The organism is Streptomyces sp. NPDC002044 (genome assembly GCF_040296725.1).
GTDB classification, from domain to species: domain Bacteria; phylum Actinomycetota; class Actinomycetes; order Streptomycetales; family Streptomycetaceae; genus Streptomyces; species Streptomyces antarcticus.
Genome location: NZ_JBEOXU010000024.1, coordinates 28,095 through 45,487 on the forward strand (window position 1 = coordinate 28,095; position 17,393 = coordinate 45,487).

Here is a 17,393-nt window from a genome sequence, read left to right on the forward strand (position 1 = left end):
GGGCTACGGCGACGACCGGCGGTGCTGGGCCGCGCGGGAGGTGAACTCCGCGTCGCGCAGCACCCGCTGGACGTTTCCCCAGGTCAGCAGGGCGAGGTCGGTCTCCGGCCAGCCCCGCTCCAGCAGCTCCGCGATCAGCTTCGGGTAACCCGAGGGGTCCGTGAGGCCCGCCGGGCGGGGGCTGCCCGGTTCGGTGCCGAAGGCGGCGCCGAAGCCGACGGCGTTCGGGCCCGCCACGGCCCGTACGTGGTCCACGTGGTCCGCCACCGCGTGCAGGGAGTCACCGGTGCGCGCGGGGTCGAAGGTGACCATCGCCAGCCCGCCGGCCGCCCGCAGTGCGAGCAGGACCTCGTCGGTGACGTTGCCCGGGTGCGGGTTGAGCGCGGCCGCCGCCGTGTTCGAGATGATCACCGGCGCCTTCGAGGCCCCGGCCACCTGGCAGGCCGTCGCCGGCGGGCAGTCGGTGAGGTCCAGCAGCACGGCCAGCCGGTTGGCCTCCTTGACCACCTCGTGGCCGAAGGCCGTCAGGCCGTCCTGCGCCCAGGGCGCCCCGGCGGGCGCGAGGATGCGTACGCCCAGGGCGTGGAAGGCGCGCAGCGCACCGAGCGAGTCGGTGAGCGTACGGCCGGGGACGGGGCCGAGGAACGAGGCGATCCGGCCGCGGTTGCGGGCGTCGGCCATGTCGCCCGCGGTCAGGCCGAGGAGGAGGCTGTCGGGGTAGTCCCGCACCAGGGTCAGCGCGACGTCGATCTGCTCCAGGGTGTCGGAGACGACCCGGTCGGCGGCCGCGGCCCCGTCCGGGCGGCCCGACGGCACGAGCAGGGACCAGAACTGGGCCCCCACTCCCCCGGCGCGCAGCCGCGGGAGGTCGGTGTCCACGCCGGCGTCGGGGGTGCCGATGTCGTGGTAGGGGCTCTGGCGCAGGGTCCAGACGAGCGTGTTGCACCCGTCCGCGACGGGATGCACGGACAGCAGCGCGGCGGCCCGGTCGAGGGCGCCGGGCAGTACCGCGGGAGCGGCCGGCGCCGCGGGAGCGGCGGGAACCGTGGGAGCCGGGAGGTACTCCGCTCCGATGCCCACGGAGTGGGGTTCATCCTGCAGGTCGGCCATGGCGTTCGCTCCGGTCTCGGCGGCAGCGGGGAGAGGTGGTGCCACCGTGACATGTGGGACGCCCGGGTCGCCCGGCGGATGGGGCGTTCGGGTGTAACCGGCGGGTCGCGCCAGGTCACACCAGGTCACCCCACCCGTCGGGCGGCGGGCCGCGGGCGCCCTCGCCCTACGGCGCCGGCGGGATCATCGCGTTCGACGGGCCCCGGGTCTCCGCCAGGCCGCGCGCCACCGATTCCGCGTCGCGCAGCGCCCGTACCGCGTTGGACCAGGTCAGCTTCGCCAGGTCGGCCCTCGACCAGCCGCGGTCCAGCAGTTCCGCGATCAGGTTCGGGTAGCCCGCCACGTCGTCCAGTCCGGACGGGGTGAAGGCCGTGCCGTCGTAGTCCCCGCCGATGCCGAGGTGATCGACCCCGGCCACCGCGCGCATGTGGTCCAGGTGGTCCGCCACCGTGGCGGCCGTGGCCACCGGGCGCGGGCGCCGCTCCTCGAAGGCCCGGTGCAGGGCCATCGCGGCGGGCGTGGTGTCGAGGTGGTGGAAGCCGTGCGACCGCAGGTTCTCGTCCGCGGCCAGGGTCCACTCGACGGCGGCCGGGAGGATGAACTTCGGTACGAAGGTGACCATCGCGACCCCGCCGTTGGCGGGCAGCAGCTCCAGCACGTCGTCGGGGACGTTGCGCGGGTGGTCGCAGACGGCCCGTGCGGAGGAGTGCGAGAAGATCACCGGCGCCTGCGAGACCGCGAGCGCGTCGCGCATCGTCGTGGCGGCCACGTGCGAGAGGTCGACCAGCATGCCGACGCGGTTCATCTCGCGGACGACCTCGCGGCCGAAGTCGCTGAGGCCGCCGTGCCGGGGCTCGTCGGTCGCCGAGTCCGCCCAGTCGATGGTGTCGTTGTGGGTGAGCGTCATGTACCGCACGCCCAGCCGGTGCAGCGCCCGCAGGGTGGCGAGCGAGTTGTTGATGGAGTGGCCGCCCTCGGCTCCCATCAGCGAGGCGATCCGGCCGTCGGCGCGGGCCGCCTCCATGTCGTCCGCCGTCAGCGCCCGCACCAGGTCGCCGGGGTGGCGGTCGATCAGCTGGGCGACGGCGTCGATCTGCTCCAGGGTGGCGCTGACCGCCTGGTCGCCCGCGTAGTCGGAGCGCACGAACACCGACCAGAACTGCGCGCCGACCCCGCCGGCGCGCAGCCGGGGGATGTCGGTGTGCAGGTGGGCGGACTGGTCGTCCGCGATGTCCCGGTGCGCCAGGTCGTAGCGCACCTGTCCCCTGTCCTCCGGACGGGGAGATCCCATGCGCAGCGCCCAGGGCAGGTCGTTGTGGCCGTCGACGACGGGGTGCTCGGCCAGCAGCTCGCGCGCCTCGTCCAGGCGCTGCGCGGCGCTCACTTGCCGAATCCGAAGGCGTCCGCTCCCGCGACCTTCGCCCGCAGCCGCTTGCCCTTGTCGGTGGCCTGGTCGTTCAGCTCCTGCTGAAACTCCCGCATCCGGCCCAGCAGCTCCGGGTCGTGCGCGGCCAGCATCCGTACGGCGAGCAGCCCGGCGTTGCGCGCGCCGGCGACCGAGACGGTGGCGACGGGGACCCCGGCCGGCATCTGGACGATCGACAGCAGCGAGTCCATGCCGTCGAGGTACTTCAGCGGTACCGGTACGCCGATGACCGGCAGCGGGGTGACGGAGGCGAGCATGCCCGGCAGGTGGGCGGCCCCGCCCGCGCCGGCGATGATCGCCTTCAGTCCGCGGCCGGCGGCCTGCTCCCCGTACGCCACCATCTCGCGCGGCATCCGGTGGGCGGAGACGACGTCGACCTCGTAGGGGATCTCGAACTCGTCCAGGGCCTGGGCCGCGGCCTCCATGACCGGCCAGTCGGAGTCGGAGCCCATGACGATGCCGATGACGGGACCAGCGGCGGAGGTGCTCATTCGGTGACCGTTCCTCTGAGGTAGTCGGCAGCGTGGCGTGCGCGCTCCAGCACGTCGTCCAGGTCGTCGCCGTAGGTGTTGACGTGGCCGACCTTGCGTCCGGGCTTCACGTCCTTGCCGTACATGTGGATCTTCAGCTGCGGGTCGTGGGCCATGCAGTGCAGGTACGCCGCGTACATGTCGGGGAAGTCCCCGCCCAGCACGTTCGCCATGACCGTCCAGCGGGCGCGGGGGCGAGGGTCGCCCAGCGGGAGGTCCAGGACCGCGCGCAGGTGGTTGGCGAACTGGGAGGTGACGGCGCCGTCCTGGGTCCAGTGGCCGCTGTTGTGCGGGCGCATGGCCAGTTCGTTGACGAGGATGCGGCCGTCGGTGGTCTCGAACAGCTCCACGGCCAGGTGGCCGGTCACGCCGAGTTCCTTGGCGATGCGCAGGGCGAGGGTCTGGGCCTCGCCCGCGAGCTCTTCGGAGAGGTTCGGGGCGGGGGCGATCACCGTGTCGCAGACCCCGTCCACCTGGACGGACTCCACGACGGGATAGGCCACCGCCTGGCCGTGCGGGGAGCGGACGATGTTGGCCGCGAGCTCACGGACGTAACCGACCTTCTCCTCCGCGAGGACCGGGACGCCCGCCTTGAACGGGGCCTGCGCGTCCTCGGGCGTGCGGACGAACCACACGCCCTTGCCGTCGTACCCGCCGCGCACCGTCTTGAGGATGACGGGGAAGCCGCCCACCTCGTCCGCGAAGGCCGCCGCGTCCGCCGGATCGCGCACGATCCGGTGGCGGGGGCTGGGCGCGCCGATCTCGTCGAGCCTGGCGCGCATCACCCCCTTGTCCTGGGCGTGCACCAACGCGTCGGGCCCCGGGCGGACGGGGATGCCGTCCGCTTCCAGGGCCCGGAGGTGCTCGGTGGGCACGTGCTCGTGATCGAAGGTGATCACGTCGCAGCCGCGCGCGAAGGCGCGCAGTGTCTCCAGATCGCGATAGTCGCCGATGACGACGTCGCTCACGACCTGGGCCGCCGAGTCCTGTGGGGTGTCACTGAGGATCTTGAATTTGATGCCGAGGGGGATGCCCGCCTCGTGGGTCATGCGGGCGAGCTGTCCGCCGCCGACCATGCCGACTACCGGGAACGTCACGCCTCCAGGGTATCCGGCGGTATTCGGCCATCGGGACCCGCATCGGCGCGCGTCCCGTGCGGACCGCCCGGTGTGCCGTGCGTCGCACGGTGCCCGAAGGCACAGACGGAGCACGCGGGCGACACTTAACATGGCCGGGTCGGCGGGAAGAGCCGGCGTACAGAACCGGACGTCCCCGCGCGGGGCGGTGACCGACAGGGACTGAACGATCAGATGAGCACGCCGGGGAACGGATCCGTCCTCGAACGCGTACGCGGCCTCGTACGGGAAGTCGCGAAGTTCGGGGCGGTCGGCGGTCTGGGTGTGCTGGTCAATTTGGGTGTCTTCAACCTGATCCGGCACACGACCGACCTCCAGGTGGTGCGCGCGAGCGTGATAGCCACCGTCGTGGCGATCGCCACGAACTACCTCGGTTTCCGGTACTTCGCCTACCGGGACCGCGCGCAGAGCGGCCGGACGCGCGAGCTGGCGCTGTTCGCCGCCTTCAGCGCGGTCGGCCTGGTGATCGAGAACGGCGTGCTGTACACCGCCACCTACGGGTTCGGCTGGGACGGACCGGTGGCGAGCAACGTGTTCAAGTTCGTCGGCATCGGGACGGCCACCGTCTTCCGCTTCTGGTCGTACCGGACGTGGGTCTTCAAGGCCCTGCCCGAGGCGGCGGCGGTGCCGGCCGCGCCGGAGCCCGGGCCCGGCCACGCGGCGGCGTCCCCGGTGTCCCCGGCGCAGCCCGCGGCCCGGCCGCGCGGCGGCACCTCCCCGGGGCCGGTCCCCGAGCCGGCGCCCGCGAACTCCTAGCCCGGCGCGCGGGCCCGCCCCTACGCCCGCACGCATGCCAAGCCCGCACGCCCAGCCCGTGCGCCCAGCCCGCACGCCCAGCCCGTGCCCCCGCTAGCGGACCGTGGTCTGCTGCGGGTCGGCCCGCTCCGGGGCCGTCCGGCTGAGGAACAGCGCGAACACCGGCGGCTGCGCCTGGAGCAGTTCCAGGCGGCCGCCGTCCGCCTCCGCGAGGTCCCGGGCGACGGCGAGGCCGATGCCGGTGGAGTTGCGGCCGCTGATGGCCCGCTCGAAGATCCGGTTCCCGAGGTCGGGGGGCACGCCCGGGCCCTCGTCCGTGACCTCCAGCACCGCCTGGTTGCCGATCACCCGGGTCCGCAGGGCGACGGTGCCGCCGCCGTGCATCAGGGCGTTCTCCACCAGGGTCGCCAGCACCTGCGAGACGGCGCCGGGGGTGCCGACGGCCCGTACGCCCCGCTTCCCCGACCGGACGATGGCCCGGCCGGCGCTGCGGTAGGCGGGACGCCACTCCTCCTCCTGCTGCTTGACGACCTCGTCCAGGTCGAAGGGGACCGCCGAGCCGGTCCGCGGGTCCCGCGAGTTCGTGAGCAGCCGCTGCACCACGTCCGTGAGCCGCTCGACCTGGGTCAGGGCGATCGTCGCCTCCTCCCGTACGGTCTCCAGGTCGTCGGTGACCGTGATCTCCTCCAGCCGCATCGACAGGGCGGTGAGCGGGGTGCGCAGCTGGTGGGAGGCGTCCGCGGCCAGGCGCCGCTCGGCGGTCAGCATGCGGCCGATCCGCTCGGCGCTGGAGTCCAGTACGTCGGCGACCCGGTCCAGCTCGGGGACCCCGTACCGCTTGTGCCGGGGCCGCGGGTCGCCCGATCCCAGGCGCTCGGCCGTCTCGGCGAGGTCGGTGAGGGGGGAGGCCAGCCGGTTCGCCTGCCGCACGGCGAGGAGTACGGCCGCCACGACGGCCAGCAGGGCCACCGCGCCGACGACGGCCAGGGTCCGCACGACCTCCCGGGTGACCGTGGAGCGGGCCTCCTCCACGACGACGACCTCGCCCTGCTCGCCGCGCGCGGTGCCCCGGATCACGGACTCGTCGATGCGGTCGCCCACCTCGACGACAGGCTGTCCGGGGATGGTGATCCGGGCGTACTTGCCGCTCTCCAGCAGTTCGGCGAGCGCGGCGGTGTCCACCGGCTTCTTCTCCAGGACGTCGGACTCCACGACGCCCACCAGGCGCAGCGCCTCGGACTCGATCCGGTCCTGGGCGCTGCTGCTGATGGTGCGGGTCTCCACGATGACCAGGGAGACGCCGAAGACGGCGATGACGACGAGCACCACGGCGAGCGTGGAGTTGATCAGGCGGCGGCGCATGCCCTAGAGCATGCCCCAGGAGGGGGGATCAGCTCTTCTCGAAGCGGAAGCCGACGCCGCGGACGGTGGCGATGTAGCGCGGATTGGCGGCGTCGTCGCCGAGTTTCTTGCGCAGCCAGGAGATGTGCATGTCGAGGGTCTTGGTGGAGGACCACCAGGTGGTGTCCCAGACCTCGCGCATCAGCTGGTCGCGGGTGACGACCCGTCCGGCGTCCCGGACCAGGACGCGCAGCAGGTCGAACTCCTTGGCCGTGAGCTGGAGCTCCTCCTCCCCCATCCAGGCGCGGTGCGACTCGACGTCGATCCGGACGCCGTGGGTGGCGGGGGGCTGGCTCGCCTCGGTGGCGCCGCGCCGGAGCAGGGCCCGTACCCGGGCGAGGAGCTCGGCCAGCCGGAACGGCTTGGTCACGTAGTCGTCGGCGCCCGCGTCCAGGCCGACGACCGTGTCGACCTCGTCCGCGCGGGCGGTGAGCACGAGGATCGGGAAGCCGTGGCCCCCGGCGCGCAGTCGGCGGGCCACCTCCAGGCCGTCCATGCCCGGCAGGCCGAGGTCGAGGACGACGAGGTCGACGCCGCCCTGCAGTCCCGCGTCCAGGGCGGTGGGGCCGTCCTCCCGGACCTCGACCTCGTACCCCTCCCGGCGCAGGGCGCGGGCCAGGGGCTCCGAGATGGATGCGTCGTCCTCGGCGAGCAGTACACGCGTCATGGGGGTGATGGTAGTCCGCGCGAAGTCCCGGCCGGGGCCTCCCGGCATAGCCCTGGGAACTGGGCATACGAAGGACCTATGGCCTTCGAATAGGGTCTGGCGGTTCCCCGGAATCCTGTGATCCATATCTCAAGTCCTTCCATATGCCGCAGTGTCGTGTCGTATGGTGGCGAGACGCCTGATGCACTACTCAGGGGACCTTTGTGCCGAAAAGCGCGCCGGAGGTCTTCGATTCTGTTCGGGCCGGTTTGGCTGTCCTCACGCACCGACGCGACGGGCCGCCCTGTCCGGTGCGATGACAGTGAATGACCTGTGGGCCGGGCCCTGCGCGCGAAGGTGCGCGACGGGCGTGGATCCCGGCGACGGACGTTCCACCGCTCCCCTCTTCGGGTGCGGACCCCGAGGCGTGGGGCGGAACTCCGGTCGCCGGTGCCGGCCACCCTCACCGGGCGCTACCAGGCTCACGAAGCCCAGCGTCCCGAGCAAGCAAGGAACGACCATGGCTTCCAGCCTGACGACGGCCTCACCGAGCCCCGCTTACGAGAAGACCGTCCTCGGCCACCCGATCGGCCTGGCCACGCTGTTCATGACCGAGATGTGGGAGCGGTTCTCCTACTACGGCATGCGTGCGCTTCTCGTCCTGTACCTGGTCTCCGGCGGCGTGGACGCCGCGACCGGCAGCCAGGGCGGGGGACTCGGCTTCACGGCGGCGACGGCCACGGCGATCTACTCCGTGTACGTGGCCATGGTCTACCTCATGGCCATGCCCGGCGGCTGGTTCGGTGACCGCGTCTGGGGTGCCCGCAAGACGGTCGCCATCGCCAGCTTCGTGATCATGGCGGGCCACGTGGCGCTCGCCGTGCCCGGCCAGCTGGCGTTCTTCGTCGGCCTGCTGCTGGTCGCGATCGGCTCCGGTCTGCTGAAGGCCAACATCTCCACGATGGTCGGCCACCTGTACAAGGACGCGGACGACTCGCGCCGTGACAGCGGCTTCACGATCTTCTACATCGGCATCAACGTGGGTGCCTTCGCGGCGCCGCTCGCCATCGGCACCATCGGCGAGACCGTCAACTGGCACCTCGGCTTCTTCCTCGCCGCCATCGGCATGGGCGTCGGCCTGGTCATCTTCCTGCTGGCCGGCAAGACCCTCAGCCCGAAGAGCAGCATCGTCCCGAACCCGCTGTCCCCCGCCGAGCGCAAGACCGTGATCGTCAAGGCCCTCGGCGCCCTGGCCGTCATCGCCGTCTTCTACGGCGCCGTGGTCGCGGCGGACATGTTCACCATCAAGTGGGCGCTGTACCCGATCACGATCGCCGGTCTGATCATCCCGGTCGCGGTGCTCGTGCGCATAAAGCGGGACAAGGACCTCTCCGCCGGTGAGCAGACCCGGATGAGCGCCTACATCTGGTTCTTCGTGGCCGCCGCCGTCTTCTGGATGATCTACGACCAGGGCGGTTCGACCCTCTCTCTGTTCGGTGACAAGAGCTCCGAGCGGAACCTGCTCGGCTGGGAGGTTCCGACCGTCGTCTTCCAGTCGCTGAACCCGCTCTTCGTCGTGGCCCTGGCCCCGATCTTCGCCGCCGTGTGGGTGGCCCTGGCCCGCCGCAACCGCGAGCCCAGCACCATCGTGAAGTTCTCGATCGCCCTGGTCATCGTCGGTGCCTCGTTCTTCGTCTTCGCCGTGCCGCTGAGCCAGGTCGCGGGCAACGACACCAAGGTCACCATGTGGTGGCTGGTGCTGATCTTCCTGATGCACACGATCGCCGAGCTGTTCCTTTCGCCGGTCGGCCTGTCGGTCACGACGAAGATGGCGCCGCAGAAGTACGCCTCCCAGATGATGGGCGTCTGGTTCCTGGCCGTCACCGCCGGTGACTGCATCACCGGTCTGCTCAGCCTGGCCGACGTGAAGCTGAACGGCGTCGGGGTGATCCTCTTCCAGGCGGCCGCCGCCGTCCTCGCCGGTGTCGCGATCTACATGTACCGCAAGAAGGTCAACGCGCTGATGGGGGACGTGAACTGACGCGTCCCGCCCCGCACGGGGACGGCCCGGCACACCGCGAGGTGTGCCGGGCCGTCCCGTTGTCCGGACCCGCTCCTACCGGGTGCCGCGCAGGCGGCGCCACGGGGTGAAGGTGAAGACCGCGCCACCGAGCAGGACCACCGTGCCGGCGACCAGGGCCAGGGCCTTGATGCCGCCCTCGTCCTCCGCGCCGGTCTCGGCGAGGCCGCCCGAGGTGCTGGTGGCGCTGCCGGAGCCGCCCGTGGTGGACGGGCCGGCGGAGCCGCCCTGCTGGGCGGTGGTGTCCAGCTCCAGCGAGACGGCGCTGGTGGCCGCCTTGCAGGGCACGCTGAGCGGCGTGGAGCCCGCGACCATGGTGACCTCGATCGTCATGTCGGACGGGCTGAGGGTGACCTTGCCCGTCTTGCCGGGCTTGTAGGTGCCCGTCATGTCGCTGAGGCTGACGCCCGCGCCCTGGCCGATCGGCTCGGCGTTGGCCGGGCCGGTGACCTTGACCGCGCCGCTGTCGGCGCCGCCGAGCTTGATCTGCATCGACGGCTTGAGGGCGCCCTTGGGCAGGGGCACCGGGGCCTTCATCGCGTCCTTGGCGGTCTTGACCGTCAGGTCGTAGCCGCCGCCGTTCTTCTTGGCGTTGACGGTGACCGGGGTGGTGATGCCGCCGGGGACCGTCTCGCCGCAGTCGAACTTCACGTCGACGGCCTTGCCCGGGAAGTCGCTCTGGCCGCCGCCCCCGGCGGTGGTGCCGCCGTTCGCGGCTCCCCCGTTGGTGGCTCCTCCGTTCGTCGCGCCGCCGTTGGTCGCGCCGCCGTTCGTCGCGCCGCCGTTGGTGGCGCCCCCGTTCGTCGCGCCGCCGCTGGAGCCGTCCGACACGTCGATGGTCGCCCCGACGCCGGCGGTGCCCGTCGGCGCGCACTTGGTGGTGAACGTGCCGATGGAGAAGGTCACGGCGACGTCGTACTTGCCGGGGCTCAGGGTGATCTTTCCGGCCTTGGTGAGCTTCAGCCTGCCCTTCATGGCGGACATCACCATGGGGGCCTTCTTGGCGATCTCCGGGTTCTTCTTCTCCCCGACGACCTTGAGCTCGCCCATCCCGCCGCCGACCGCGATCCAGCCGGTGGGCAGGACGGAGTCCTTCGGGATCACCATCAGGTCGGTGTTGTTCGAGGCGGGCTTGACGGTCTCCCAGACCACGTCGACCTCGTCACCGACCTTGGCGGTCGCCGGAGCCGTGATCTTGGCCGTGGTGTCGCCCTCCACCGGGCTGCCGCCGCCGGCCGGCGGAATGCACTTGACCTTGTACGTGGTCTCCGCCGCCAGGGCGGGGGAAGCCGCCAGGGCGATGCCCGCGCCGCCGAGCAGCAGCGCGACCGCGGCCGCGCTTACCCTCCGTTGGGTGTTCACGAATGTCCCTTCGTCGTCGAACGGTTCTCAGACGGTGCGGACGTCTGTGGTGCTGTCTCCGGCGCGCTGTCCGGGGTGAACCACGGCAGGACCGCCGTGGTGGTCTGTGGGGGCGGGGGCGCCGGCTCCGTACGGTCCGCCCGCGCGGTTCCGCGTACGGACGCCGGCCGGGGCAGCCGGGGCAGCCGGGCCGTCACGGCGGTGGCCGCATCGGTGTTCCCGGCGCCGCGGTGGCGTCCGCCGGCGGGCGCGGCGCGCGGCCGGGCCTTGTCGACGACGGCCATGCCGACGCGGAAGACCGCGGCCGGGACCACCACCAGGAGCAGGCCCCAGAAGAGCAGGACGCCGTACGGGCGGTCCACGCCCCAGGGCTGGGCGGCCACCACCGTCTCGCCGTACTTGAGGGAGATCGTGTAGTCCCCGTACGCGCCCGCGGTGAGGGCGACGTCCAGGGCGAGCTCCGCCTTTCCGCCCGGCGGGATGGTGCCCTTCCAGCGGGCCTCCTCCCACAGCGGCGCGAAGACGCCGTGGGCGATGCCGAGCTGGAAGACCGGGTCCTTGACCGGGGCGGTGCCGAGGTTGCCGACGGTGACCCGGAACGTCCGCGACGGCGGGGAGCCGAACCAGGTCAGCACCCCGTCCTCACCTTCCAGCCTGACCCCGGTGAGCATCGCGAGACGGGCCGTACCGGACGCGGCGGGCAGCTCGGCGACCGGGTGGTCGGTGATCCTCAGGGGGGCCGCGACGGTGGACTGGTCCCCGTTGACGGAGGTGACGTTCACGACGCAGGGACACGGCTTGGGCGGGGCCACGACCGGCAGCTGGGCGGCGAAGCGGCCGTCGTCGGCGACCGCGACGGCCGCGCCGTCGGCGTTGGCGCAGCTGTTGGTGCCGCCGATCATGTTCTGGCCGCAGACCAGCAGCATCACCATCGTCCTGGGCCGCCAGCCGGTGCCGGTGACGGTGATCTCGGTGCCCTTCGCGGCGTCCTGGAGCGAGAGCGCCACCGCGGGCTTGCCCTCGTCGGCCGCGGCCGGGGCCGCGGGCAGCAGCGCGAGGACGCAGGCGGCCAGCGCGGCGGCGAGGAGGGCCGCGAGCCGTGCTCCGGCGCCGGGCGTGCGGGCGACCATGGCGCTCACCTGGAGGCTCCCGTCAGTTCGTGTTCCGGCGCGGCGTGCGGCGCGGCCGCGCGGGCTTCGGCTTCCGGCGGCTCCGGGCGGGTCCGCCGGCCGCGTACGAGGAGCAGCGCGGCCAGCGCGGTCCCGCCGAGGAGGAGCAGCCCGGCTCCCGTCCAGCCGGCCACCCGCCAGGGCACGAACCACGCGGCGGCCTCCGCCGTGGCCCGGGCGCCGCCGGGCGCGGTGACGGTCAGGGTGAGGCGGACCCGGTCGAAGACGGGGGCGCCGGGCCAGGGTTCGGTCAGCTCGACCCGCTGCCCCGGGAGGAGTTCCAGCGGGAGGGCGCGGGCGGTGCGGTCGGGGACCTCGCCGAAGCGGCCCTCGGCGCGCAGGGACAGCTCGGGGGCGAGGGCCACGTTCCCCCGGTTGACCAGGGCGTACGCGACCTCCGCGGCGGCGCCCCGGCCGCGCACGGAGACGTCCTCGACGGTGAGGGCGGCCAGCGTCGGGCCGCTGACCCGCAGGTGGACCCGTACGCCCGTTTCGCGGCCCCCCTCGGCGGCGACCACGGCCGCGGGGTGGTCCCCGGGCGGGGAGGCGGGCGGCACGGTGATGGTGAAGGGGACGACCGCGCGGGTGCGCGGCGGGACCTTCACCGTCGAGCCGGCGCCGAAGCTGATCCAGGACCCGGCGCCGGCCGACTCCCGGGCGGGGCGCACGGCGAAGGCGCCGTCGGCGGTGTTGTAGGCGTCGGCCCCGCGCAGGGTGACGGTGAGTTCCCGGTCGGTGGTGTTGGCGAGGGCGAGGCGGTCCTCCAGCACGGTGCCGGGGGTGCCGGCCAGGTAGTGGTACGGGCGCGCGCCGCCGGGGCGGGCGGCGCTCCCGGCGGCGGGCTCGGCGGTCCAGCCGGGCTCGTCGGCGGCGGCCGGGGGCGCGCAGGCCGCGTACAGGGCGGCGGCGGTGAGAAGGGCCGCGCCGGCGCGGGCGGTCCTTCCGGGGGTGTGGAGCACGGACATGGCCGGGGTGCTCCGTTCAGGACCGGGCCCGCCGGCCGCGCCGGGTCAGCCAGAGCACGCCGGCGGCGCCGGAGAGCAGCACGGTGGCGCCGAGGGTGCCGAGGGCGAGGGCGGAGTCGGTGGGCCCGGTCTGCGGCAGGGTCTCCTCGCCGCTGCCGCCGCCGTCGCCGGACTGGGGGGCGCTGCCGGCGGGGGCGGTGACCTCCAGGTCCAGGGAGGGTCCGGGGCTGTTGCCGGGGGTGCAGGTGGTGGTGGTGCCCATCGCCTTGATGGTGAGCACGCCGGCGGTGAAGGTGACCTTGCCGCTCTTCTTGGGCGTGTAGGTGCCCGAGAGGTCGCTGATCTTGATGGGGGTGTCGGCGGGCGCCGCCTCGGTGTTGGGCGGGCCGGAGACCGGCACGGACACCTTCTCGGCGCCGTCGACGAGGACGACCGCGCTGGGCGTCATCGCGCCCTTGCCGAGTTCGATGGGGCTGGACGAGACGCCCTTCTGGAAGGACATCGTCAGCTTGTAGGCGTCGCCCTCCTTGACCGCCTTGATGTCGATGGGCGACACGGCCGACTTGTCCCCGATGGGGGTCTTGCAGTCGTAGGCCACGTCGACGACGGCGGCGCGGGCCGCGGGGGCGGCCAGCAGTACCGCCGATCCGGCCAGCGCGGACGCCAGCGCGAGCGCGGTGGAGCGTTTCCGGTCGGACACGATCGTCTTCCCCTCGGGCCACAAGTTACTGACGACACATCAGATTGGTGGCTCAAGGTACGCCGGGGGCCTTACGGAGGGAAGACACGTGACGGCCCGGATCAACGGGCTTCCGGCCGTGCGGTTTCGGCCGGTCCGGGGGCGGCCGACGGGCTCCGGACCGGCCGTCCGGGGCGGCCGCGCCGGGGGGGTGGCCGTCCGAGGGACGGCCGCTTCGGCGCGGCCGGTCCCGGAGCCCGTCGGCCGCACCGGCGCCGTCAGTGCGCGCGGACCCCGCGCTGCCAGACGGCCGAGACGAGCGGGACGCCCGGGCGGTACGCCAGGTGCACGTGACTGGGCGCGTCCAGGAGCGCCAGGTCGGCGCGGGCGCCGGGGGCGAGCGTGCCGACGTCGGTGCGGCGCAGGGCGCGGGCGCCGCCCGCCGTCGCGGACCAGAGGGCCTCGTCGGGGGTCATCCGCATGTCCCGTACGGCGAGCGCGATGCAGAACGGCATGGAACTCGTGTAGGAGGAGCCGGGGTTGCAGTCCGTGGACAGGGCCACGGTCGCGCCCGCGCCGATCAGCCGGCGCGCGTCGGGCCACGGGGCGCGGGTGGAGAACTCCGCTCCGGGCAGCAGGGTGGCCACCGTCGTCGCCGCGGCCTGGCCGAGGGCGTCGACGTCCGCGTCGGTGAGGTGGGTGCAGTGGTCGGCGGAGGCCGCTTCGAGCTCCACGGCGAGCTGCACGCCGGGGCCGTGGCCGAGCTGGTTGGCGTGGATGCGCGGGATCAGCCCGGCGGCGGCTCCGGCGGTGAGGATCGCGCGGGCCTGGTCCCCGTCGAAGGCGCCCTTCTCGCAGAAGACGTCCACCCAGCGGGCGTACGGGGCGCAGGCGGCCAGCATGTCGCCGGTGACGAGGTCGACGTAGCCGGCCGGGTCGTCGGCGTAGTCGGGGGAGACGATGTGCGCGCCGAGGTAGGTGACCTCCTCGGTGTGCGCGGCGGCGATCCGCAGGGCGCGGGCCTCGTCGTCGACGGTGAGGCCGTAGCCGGACTTGGTCTCGAAGGTGGTGGTGCCCTGGCGGCGGGCCTCGCGCAGGTGGCGCAGCAGGTTGGCCTCCAGCTCGGCGTCGGTGGCGGCGCGGGTCGCGGCGACGGTGGTGCGGATGCCGCCGGCCGAGTAACTGTGCCCGGACATGCGGGCGTTGAACTCGGCGGTGCGGTCGCCCGCGAAGACCAGGTGCGAGTGGGAGTCGACGAAGCCGGGGATGACGGCGCGGCCGTCGGCGTCGTACATCGCGTCTGCGGCCGGGGCCTCGGCAGTCGGGCCGACCCAGGCGATCGTGTCGCCGTCGATGACGAGGGCGGCGTCCTGGATCGTGCCGAGGGGGCTGCCGTCGCCGAGGGCGGGGTCGTTGGTGACGAGGCTGCCGATGTGGGTGATGACGGTGGTGGTCATGGGTTCCTCTCAGGGTTGCCTCCCCCACCCCGCCCCTTCCCGGAACGGGGGCTCCGCCCCGGACCCCGGTTCCGGGAAGGGGCGGGGTGGGGGAAGAGGCCCGCCGCGGGCGCCCCGGTCAGGAGCGCAGGGCGGCGATGGCGTCGGCCAGGGCGGACGGGACGTCCTCGACCAGGGTGTGGCGGCCGTCGCGGACGATGTGGCGGCCGCCGACCACGGTGTGGCGGACGTCGGCGGCCGTGGCGGCGAAGACGGCGGTCTCGGCGCCGAGCCGGGGCAGGGTTCCCGCCGTCCGTACGGAGTCCAGGGCGATGGTGGTGAAGTCGGCGAGCGCGCCCGCCTCCAGCCGGCCCGCGTCGGGCCGCCCCAGAGCCGCGTGCCCGTCCTCGGTGGCGGCGGTGAGCAGGGCGTTCGCCGTCCAGTGGCCGCGGGTGCGGCTGCTGAGGCGCTCGTTCAGCTCCATCGCGCGGGCCTCTTCGAGCAGGTCGATCACGGCGTGGCTGTCGCTCCCCAGGGACAGCGGGCTGCCCGCGTGCTGGAGGCGGACGGCCGGGCCGGTGCCGTCGGCGAGGTCGCGTTCGGTGGTGGGGCACATGCAGGTGCCGGTGGCGCTGCCGCCGAGGAGGGCGATGTCCGCGTCGGTGAGGTGCGTGTTGTGGACGCCGGTGGTACGCGGGCCGAGCACCCCGTGGTCGGCGAGCAGCTGGGTCGGCGTGCACCCGTGGGCGGCCCGGCAGGCGTCGTTCTCGGCGGTCTGCTCCGAGAGGTGGACGTGCAGGGGCGCCCGGCGTTCCTCGGCCCAGCGGGCGACGGTGGCCAGCTGGTCGGCGGGCACGGCGCGCACCGAGTGGATCGCGGCGCCGATCAGGGCGTGCCCGCGGGGCTTCAGGGCGGAGGCCCGCTCGGCCCAGGCGTCGGCGGTGCCGTCGGAGAACCGCAGCTGGTGCGGGTTCGGGGCCTCGCCGAAGCCGGACGCCAGGTACGCCGTGTCCAGCAGGGTGATGCGGATGCCGGCCGCGGCGGCGGCCTCGATCAGGGCCTCGCCCATGGCGTTCGGGTCGGCGTAGGGGACGCCGCCGGGGGCGTGGTGGACGTAGTGGAACTCGCCGACGTTCGTGATGCCGGCCAGCGCCATCTCGGCGTACACCGCCCGTCCGAGCGCGAAGTACGAGTCGGGGGTGAGCTTCTGGGCCGCCTTGTACATGAAGTCGCGCCAGGTCCAGAAGGTGCCCGAGCCGACCTGGACCGTTCCGCGCAGCGCCCGGTGGAAGGCGTGGGAGTGCGCGTTGGCCAGGCCCGGCAGGGTGAGGCCGCGCAGCACCTGCGCGCCGGGCGGGGGCGTCGCCGCCCCGGTGCGCAGGGCGGCGACGCGGCCGTCGGCCGTCACGTCGAGGGCGACGCCCGGTTCGACGTGGGTGCCGAGCCAGGCGTGCTCCAGCCAGTACGTCGTCACGGCGTGCGGGTCGAGCGGCATGCGAGACCTTCCAGTACGTCGGCGAGGGCGAGGACTCCGGCCACGCAGTCGTCCTCGGCGGCGAACTCCCGCGGGGAGTGGGAGACGCCGGTCGGGTTCCGTACGAACAGCATCGCGGTCGGGACGGCCGCGGAGAGGATTCCGGCGTCGTGTCCCGCCCCCGTGCCGAGCACGGGCACGGACCCGCCCAGGATCCGGTTCATCTCGTCGCGCAGGGCGTGCTCGAACTCGACGACCGGCGTGAAGGACTCCCGGACGATGCCAAGGTCGATGCCGTCCTGGTCGGCGCGCTCGCGGGCGGCCTTCTCGATGGCGGTGACGACGGTGTCCAGGGTCGCCTGGTCGGCGGCGCGGGAGTCGAGCCAGCCGCGCACCAGCGAGGGGATGGCGTTGACCCCGTTGGGCTCGACGGCGATCTTCCCGAAGGTGGCGACGGCCCCGGCGAGGGCCGCCTCGGTCCGGGCGGCCAGCACGGTCGCCGCGTACGTGAGCATCGGGTCGCGGCGGTCCACGAGGCGGGTGGTGCCGGCGTGGTTGGCCTCGCCGCGGAAGTCGAACCGCCAGCGGCCGTGCGGCCAGATCGCGGAGGCGATCCCGATCCGGTCGCCGGACAGGTCCAGGGCGCGGCCCTGCTCCACGTGGAGTTCGACGAACGCGCCGATCCGGGCCAGGCGTTCGGGGTCGGCCCCGATGGCGTCGGGGTCGTACCCGGCGGCCTCCATGGCCCGGGGCAGGGTGATCCCGTCGGCGTCCCGCAGCTCGTACGCCTTCTCCTTGGTCAGCTGCCCGGCGGCGAGCCGGGAGCCGACGCAGGCGAGGCCGAAGCGGGCCCCTTCCTCGTCACCGAAGTTGGTGATGGCCAGCGGCCTGGCGAACTCCGCTCCCCTGCTGCGGAGTTCGTCCAGGGCCGCGAAGGAGGACACCACTCCGAGGGGGCCGTCGAAGGCCCCGCCGTCGGGGACGGAGTCCAGGTGGGAGCCGGTGACGACGGCGTCCCCGGCGAGGGGGTCGCCGAGCCAGGCCCACTGGTTGCCGTTGCGGTCGGTCTCGTACGCCAGACCGCGCGCCTCGGCCTGCTCCTGGAACCAGGTCCGGCAGTCGGCGTCGGCGCCGGTCCAGGCGTAGCGGCGGTAGCCGCCGCTGCCGGCGTCCCGGCCGACGGGCGCGAGCTGCGCCCACATGGAGTGGAAGGTGGAGGCCCC

The 17,393-nt window shown here is 73.6% G+C and carries 15 protein-coding genes; 2 read left to right on the forward strand and 13 right to left on the reverse strand.

What is annotated here, in order from left to right; genetic code table 11:
• Positions 1–3 precede the first annotated feature (3 nt).
• From ABT106_RS09280 to ABT106_RS09295, 4 genes are all read right to left on the reverse strand, one after another.
• On the reverse strand, positions 4–1,110 hold the full coding sequence (locus tag ABT106_RS09280; protein WP_351274614.1) for a membrane dipeptidase: 1,107 nt from the start codon (positions 1,108–1,110) through the stop codon (positions 4–6).
• Between the two features lie 166 nt (positions 1,111–1,276).
• Entirely contained in the window at positions 1,277–2,494 is a 1,218-nt protein-coding gene (locus tag ABT106_RS09285) for a dipeptidase (protein WP_351274617.1), read from the reverse strand.
• Entirely contained in the window at positions 2,491–3,027 is a 537-nt protein-coding gene (purE, locus tag ABT106_RS09290) for a 5-(carboxyamino)imidazole ribonucleotide mutase (protein ID WP_351274620.1), read from the reverse strand. Before purE ends, ABT106_RS09285 begins: the two co-directional genes overlap by 4 nt.
• Positions 3,024–4,142, reverse strand: a complete 1,119-nt coding sequence (locus tag ABT106_RS09295) for a 5-(carboxyamino)imidazole ribonucleotide synthase (RefSeq protein WP_502979276.1) — start codon at positions 4,140–4,142, stop codon at positions 3,024–3,026. The genes purE and ABT106_RS09295 overlap by 4 nt, the downstream gene beginning before the upstream one ends.
• Positions 4,143–4,376: 234 nt before the next feature.
• On the opposite strand from ABT106_RS09295, the gene ABT106_RS09300 reads away from it, so the two are divergent.
• A complete protein-coding gene (locus ABT106_RS09300) occupies positions 4,377–4,958 on the forward strand; it encodes a GtrA family protein (protein ID WP_351274626.1) in 582 nt (193 codons plus the stop codon).
• A 93-nt stretch (positions 4,959–5,051) separates the two neighbouring features.
• Here the strand turns inward: ABT106_RS09300 and ABT106_RS09305 are convergent, their stop codons facing one another.
• On the reverse strand, positions 5,052–6,320 hold the full coding sequence (locus tag ABT106_RS09305) for a sensor histidine kinase (RefSeq protein WP_351274629.1): 1,269 nt from the start codon (positions 6,318–6,320) through the stop codon (positions 5,052–5,054).
• A gap of 28 nt (positions 6,321–6,348) precedes the next feature.
• Positions 6,349–7,026: a response regulator transcription factor gene (locus tag ABT106_RS09310; RefSeq protein ID WP_351274632.1), complete on the reverse strand. Its 678-nt coding sequence runs from the start codon at positions 7,024–7,026 to the stop codon at positions 6,349–6,351.
• Positions 7,027–7,525: 499 nt separating this feature from the next.
• Here ABT106_RS09310 and ABT106_RS09315 point away from each other — a divergent pair, with 499 nt between their 5' ends.
• Positions 7,526–9,046, forward strand: coding sequence for a peptide MFS transporter (locus ABT106_RS09315; RefSeq protein ID WP_351274635.1), 1,521 nt, complete (start codon positions 7,526–7,528; stop codon positions 9,044–9,046).
• 75 nt (positions 9,047–9,121) lie between these two features.
• Here the strand turns inward: ABT106_RS09315 and ABT106_RS09320 are convergent, their stop codons facing one another.
• The 7 genes from ABT106_RS09320 to ABT106_RS09350 form a co-directional block, all read right to left on the reverse strand.
• Complete coding sequence (locus ABT106_RS09320; protein ID WP_351274638.1) at positions 9,122–10,447, reverse strand: hypothetical protein; 1,326 nt, start codon at positions 10,445–10,447, stop codon at positions 9,122–9,124.
• A complete protein-coding gene (locus ABT106_RS09325) occupies positions 10,444–11,577 on the reverse strand; it encodes a neocarzinostatin apoprotein domain-containing protein (protein WP_351274682.1) in 1,134 nt (377 codons plus the stop codon). Before ABT106_RS09325 ends, ABT106_RS09320 begins: the two co-directional genes overlap by 4 nt.
• 5 nt (positions 11,578–11,582) lie before the next feature.
• Positions 11,583–12,581: a hypothetical protein gene (locus tag ABT106_RS09330; RefSeq protein ID WP_351274640.1), complete on the reverse strand. Its 999-nt coding sequence runs from the start codon at positions 12,579–12,581 to the stop codon at positions 11,583–11,585.
• A gap of 16 nt (positions 12,582–12,597) precedes the next feature.
• The gene (locus ABT106_RS09335; protein WP_351274643.1) at positions 12,598–13,281 is read right to left on the reverse strand and encodes an LPXTG cell wall anchor domain-containing protein; all 684 of its coding nucleotides are present in this window, start codon (positions 13,279–13,281) and stop codon (positions 12,598–12,600) included.
• Between the two features lie 257 nt (positions 13,282–13,538).
• On the reverse strand, positions 13,539–14,717 hold the full coding sequence (hutI, locus tag ABT106_RS09340) for an imidazolonepropionase (RefSeq protein WP_351274646.1): 1,179 nt from the start codon (positions 14,715–14,717) through the stop codon (positions 13,539–13,541).
• A 118-nt stretch (positions 14,718–14,835) separates the two neighbouring features.
• Positions 14,836–16,191 carry a formimidoylglutamate deiminase gene (locus ABT106_RS09345; RefSeq protein WP_351274649.1) on the reverse strand — a complete coding sequence of 452 codons (1,356 nt, stop codon included), beginning with the start codon at positions 16,189–16,191 and terminating at the stop codon, positions 14,836–14,838.
• Positions 16,167–17,372, reverse strand: coding sequence for an allantoate amidohydrolase (locus ABT106_RS09350; protein ID WP_351274685.1), 1,206 nt, complete (start codon positions 17,370–17,372; stop codon positions 16,167–16,169). The genes ABT106_RS09345 and ABT106_RS09350 overlap by 25 nt, the downstream gene beginning before the upstream one ends.
• Between the last annotated feature and the right edge of the window lie 21 nt (positions 17,373–17,393).